Source organism: Brevundimonas sp., assembly GCF_003248455.1.
Taxonomy (GTDB): Bacteria; Pseudomonadota; Alphaproteobacteria; order Caulobacterales; family Caulobacteraceae; genus Brevundimonas.
Genome location: NZ_QFNM01000066.1, coordinates 1 through 4,656 on the forward strand (window position 1 = coordinate 1; position 4,656 = coordinate 4,656).

A 4,656-nucleotide genomic window follows, 5' to 3' on the forward strand; every position below is an offset into this window, starting at 1 on the left:
CATCCGCCCGGTGCGCGACGTCGGCCCGCTGATGGGCAAGGAACAGCCCTTCGCCATCCTGAAGATGGACCGTCCGCGCGGCAACATCGTCGTCTCGCGCCGCGCCATCCTGGAAGAAGCCCGCGCCGAACAGCGCACCGAGCTGGTCGGCCAGCTGCAAGAGGGCGAAGTCCGCGAAGGCGTGGTCAAGAACATCACCGACTACGGCGCGTTCGTCGACCTGGGCGGCATCGACGGCCTGCTGCACGTCACCGACATGTCGTGGAAGCGCGTCTCGCACCCGTCGCAAGTCCTCGCCGTCGGCGACACCGTCAAGGTCCAGATCGTCAAGATCAACCCGGACACCCAGCGCATCTCGCTGGGCATGAAGCAACTGCAGTCGGACCCCTGGGACGGCGTGGAAGCCAAGTATCCGGTCGGCGCCAAATACACGGGCCGCATCACCAACATCACCGACTACGGCGCCTTCGTGGAGCTGGAAGCCGGGGTCGAGGGCCTGGTGCACGTCTCGGAAATGTCCTGGACCAAGAAGAACGTCCACCCCGGCAAGATCGTCTCCACCTCGCAGGAAGTCGACGTCGTGGTTCTGGATGTCGACGCCTCCAAGCGCCGCATCTCGCTGGGCCTGAAGCAGGCCCAGGACAATCCGTGGGACGCCTTCGTCGCCAACCACCCCATCGGTTCGACGGTCGAGGGCGAGGTCAAGAACGCCACCGAATTCGGCCTGTTCATCGGCTTGGACAACGACATCGACGGCATGGTCCACCTGTCCGACCTGGACTGGTCGGTGTCGGGCGAGGAAGCCATCCAGCGCTACCGCAAGGGCGAGATGGTCAAGGCCAAGGTCCTGGACGTCGACGTCGAGAAGGAGCGCGTCTCGCTGGGCATCAAGCAGCTGGGCGGCGATCCGATCGGCGAAGGCGACACCTACCGTCGCGGCCAGCAGATCACCGTCACCGTGACGGCGATCGAGTCGGGCGGCATCGAGGTCAAGTTCGGCGAGGACGACGCGCCGGTCACGGCCTTCGTGCGCAAGTCGGACCTGTCGCGCGACCGCAACGAGCAACGTCCGGAACGCTTCGCCGTCGGCGACCGCGTCGACGCCATGATCACCGCCGTCGACAAGGCCTCTCGCCGCATTTCGGTGTCGATCAAGGCGCTGGAGATGAAGGACGAACAGGAAGCCATCGAGCAGTTCGGATCGTCCGATTCGGGCGCTTCGCTGGGCGACATCCTGGGCGCCGCGCTGAAGAACGCGGGCTCCAAGGATTAATCCCGGCCTCACGGCCAGGGACGAAGGGCGGCGGGCGCGATCCCGCCGCCCTTTTTTCTGTCCGACACGGCCCTGTGTCCGCTGTCGGACGTATTTCCGGCGTCCGCGCCGTCTCCTGGCGGATAAGGGCTTTTTAGAACGCCGGTCGGAGGCTAGGGTGCCGCATCTGGACCGAGGCGGGCGAGGCGGCCCGTCTTCACGACCTGACCGGGGACGCCGATGATCAAGTCCGAGCTGATCGAAAAGCTGGCGATGGAGAACACCCACCTGACCCATGCGGAGGTGGAGCGGCTGGTCAACGCCATCCTGAACACCATGACCACGGCCCTGTCCGACGGGGGGCGGGTCGAACTGCGCGGCTTCGGCGCCCTGTCGGTGCGGGCGCGCCCGGCGCGGGCGGGCCGCAATCCCCGCACGGGCGAGGCGGTCGAGGTGCCGGCCAAGGCGGTGCCCTTCTTCAAGAGCGGCAAGGAGCTGCGCGAGCGCCTGAACGCTTCGGGCGACGCCTGACCCGCCCAACCCCCAAGAGCGAGACGAATCCATGAGCCTGATCTCTGAATTCCGCGAGTTCGCGGTCAAGGGCAATGTCGTCGACCTGGCGGTCGGCGTGATCATCGGCGCCGCGTTCAACGGCATCGTCAAAAGCCTGGTCGATCAGGTGGTGATGCCGCCCATCGGGCTGTTGACCGGCGGGATCGACTTCTCGAAGCTGGAGTGGGTGCTGCGGGCCGAGAACCCGGCGACCGAGGCGGTCGAGAAGGTCTCCATCCAGTACGGCGCCTTCCTGAACACCGTGATCCAGTTCCTGATCGTGGCCTGGGTGGTGTTTCTAGTGGTCAAGGGCATCAACGTCCTGCGTCGTCAGGAAGCGGCGAAGCCCGATCCGGCGCCCGCCGCCCCGACGGCGACCGAGGCCCTGCTGGCCGAGATTCGCGACGAACTGAAGGCTCGGCCGAACGGCTGATCAGGCCTTGGCCGCCCGCCCGCGCGACGCGGGCCGGACGGCGGCGACGCGGCGACGCGCGTGGGGCGCGGGCGGATTGCGCGCGCAGAGGCCGTAGTCGCCGTCGAAGGGCGTCGGCGCCCAGGCGGCCGCCAGCGCCGGATCGTCCACGATGGCGTGACAGTGCCCCCAGCCGCCCTCGCGTCGCGCCGTCCCCGCCAGATCGCCCAGCGCCGCCAGCAGTCGCGGCGTGGCCATCTGCAGCCGCACCTTGGCCGCGCCCAGGCTGCGCGCGTTGTCGATCAGGGCGCGCGTCAGAAGGGGCAGGGCGTCCTGCGCGGTCTCCAGCGCGACCAGATCGACGATGTCCAGGCAGGGCGGCTCGATCAGGCTGGTCTTGGTCATCTGCCCCATGGCCACGCCGACGACGTCGCCGCCGCGCACGCAGGCCAGCAGCAGGGGCGCCAGGGTCAGGTCCGGGTCCGACAGCCGCCATCTCAGGCTGGCCGGACTGCGATCCGCCAGCAGCCGGTCCTCCTGGCGAAGGCGCGTCCAGAAGGCGGCGTAGGGCGAGGCGTCCGACAGGTCGCGCAGGATGGCGACGCCGTCCGGCAGCGCCAGTTCGGCGCGCCCGAACACCCTGGGGTTCATCAGCCGTTCGCCCAGCCGCGCCGCCGTCTCGGCCGAGGTGCGGCCCAGCAGCATCCGCAACGCCCGCCCCTGGGCGCAGGCCAGACGGTCGGCGGTCCAGGACAGCTTCAACGCATGGGTCTGCTCCGGCCACGGCTTCAGACCGAACAGGCCGTAAAGCGGCGCCGATCGCGCATTGGCGTTGAACGTATAGCGGGCGAACAGTCCGGGCTGTTTCAGGAAGGCGCGGATCAGGGGGCGGCTGGCGCCCTTGAGGCGGGGCGGCACGATGATCGAGAAGCCGGTCGCGCCATGCAGGACGCGCGGGCCGTGGCGGAACCGCTGGACGAAGTTGCCCAGCATGGCGGCCGGCCGGTCGTCGGCGTCGGGGATGACCCAGCCGGCGGGCGCCCCGATGTCCGCGCGTCCCGGATGGCTTTCCAGCCAGCGCCAGCCCGCGGCCGATCGCTCGGGCCACCCCACCTCGCGGTGAAGCCGGTTCAGGTCGTCGTGATCGGATCGGATGATCGGCCGAACAGCCATCGGACGGTCCTTCCCATAATGAAACCGGCGCCGCGTTCGCCCAAGACGATTGCACGATAGGCGCCAGGGATGATCATCACAGGTTGCATATCCCGGCGGACGCTCGCGGCACGCTGTCCCACGACGGCCTTAACACTTGTTCGGATTTCCCGGCCGTGCTGCTTATGCGCCTTTCGTGCGTCGGAGAGGGCGCAGCAGTTGGGAGCGAGCCGTTGATCAGGACGGACATGGGGGCCGCGCGACTTGCGCGCCGGGTTGACGGGCTTGGACGCGGGGTGACGGGATGAATATCGTCGTCGCCCTCGGGCTGATCATAACCTTCGCGACCGGCGTGCCGGTCATGATGCAGATCTTCAAGAACCACCCGCGCGGACTGATCATCCTGTTCTTCGCCGAGATGTGGGAGCGGTTCTCCTACTACGGCATGCGCGGCATCCTGATCTTCTTCCTGACGCAGCACTTCCTGTTCGACGACGCGACGGCGGGGTCGACCTACGGCTCCTACACCTCGCTGGTCTATCTGTTGCCGCTGCTGGGCGGCATCATGGCCGACCGCTTCATCGGCACGCGCAAGGCCGTGGCCTTCGGCGCCCTGTTGCTGGTCGCCGGTCACGGCATGATGGCCTTCGAGGGGCGTCCGGCGACGGAAACCCTGACCTATGCCGGCCAGACCTATCAGATCGACGCCGAAGGGCGCGGCGCGGCCCGCGATGTCGCCATCGTCGTCGACGGCCAGAAATACAAGTTTGAACCCGCCGAGAACGGCCTGGCCATCCAGGGCCTGCCCGCGACCTCGACCCTGCCGGCCGTCATCCCGACCGCCGACTACAGGATCGAGACGACCCGCGACATGGCGGGGGTGAACGTCTTCTACCTGGCGGTGTCGCTGATCATCATGGGGGTGGGCTTCCTGAAGCCCAACATCTCCACCATCGTCGGCCAACTGTATCCGCAGGGCGATCCGCGACGCGATTCCGGCTTCACCCTGTATTACTACGGCATCAACCTGGGCGCCTTCTGGGCCGCCGTCCTTTGCGGCCTGCTGGGCCAGACCGTCGGCTGGTGGGCGGGCTTCGGCCTGGCCGGGGTCGGCATGGCGCTGGGCTGGGTCGTCTTCGTGCTGGGCAAGCCCCTGCTGCAGGGCAAGGGCGAACCGCCGGTCGGCGCCGATCTGAAGAAGCCCGTCCTGGGGCCGATCAACCGCGAATGGTCGATCTATCTGGCCAGCATCCTGGGCGTCGGCGTGGTCTGGTTCATGGTTCAGCGC

5 protein-coding genes are annotated in these 4,656 nt (G+C 68.0%); 4 read left to right on the plus strand and 1 reads right to left on the minus strand.

All coding sequences use genetic code 11. From position 1 onward, the window contains the following. The 3 genes from DI624_RS15865 to mscL all read left to right on the plus strand — a co-directional run. Positions 1–1,273, plus strand: a 1,273-nt coding sequence (locus DI624_RS15865) for a 30S ribosomal protein S1 (protein WP_291540501.1), incomplete at its 5' end; no start/stop codon positions are given. Positions 1,274–1,492: 219 nt separating this feature from the next. Further along, positions 1,493–1,783 carry an integration host factor subunit beta gene (locus tag DI624_RS15870; RefSeq protein ID WP_291540503.1) on the plus strand — a complete coding sequence of 97 codons (291 nt, stop codon included), beginning with the start codon at positions 1,493–1,495 and terminating at the stop codon, positions 1,781–1,783. 31 nt (positions 1,784–1,814) lie between these two features. Beyond that, positions 1,815–2,237, plus strand: coding sequence for a large-conductance mechanosensitive channel protein MscL (gene mscL, locus DI624_RS15875; RefSeq protein ID WP_291540505.1), 423 nt, complete (start codon positions 1,815–1,817; stop codon positions 2,235–2,237). Here mscL and DI624_RS15880 read toward each other — a convergent pair whose 3' ends face one another. Next, positions 2,238–3,389, minus strand: a complete 1,152-nt coding sequence (locus DI624_RS15880; RefSeq protein ID WP_291540507.1) for an N-acetyltransferase — start codon at positions 3,387–3,389, stop codon at positions 2,238–2,240. Between the two features lie 283 nt (positions 3,390–3,672). Between DI624_RS15880 and DI624_RS15885 the strand changes: the two genes are divergently transcribed. Then, the coding region (locus DI624_RS15885; RefSeq protein WP_367142137.1) for a peptide MFS transporter at positions 3,673–4,656 on the plus strand (984 nt) is incomplete at its 3' end.

Coding starts and splice junctions, on each gene's coding strand:
- DI624_RS15870 (WP_291540503.1), top strand. CDS start 1,493: ATGATCAAGTCCGAGCTGATCGAAAAGCTGGCGATGGAGAACACCCAC.
- mscL (WP_291540505.1), top strand. CDS start 1,815: ATGAGCCTGATCTCTGAATTCCGCGAGTTCGCGGTCAAGGGCAATGTC.
- DI624_RS15880 (WP_291540507.1), bottom strand. CDS start 3,389: ATGGCTGTTCGGCCGATCATCCGATCCGATCACGACGACCTGAACCGG.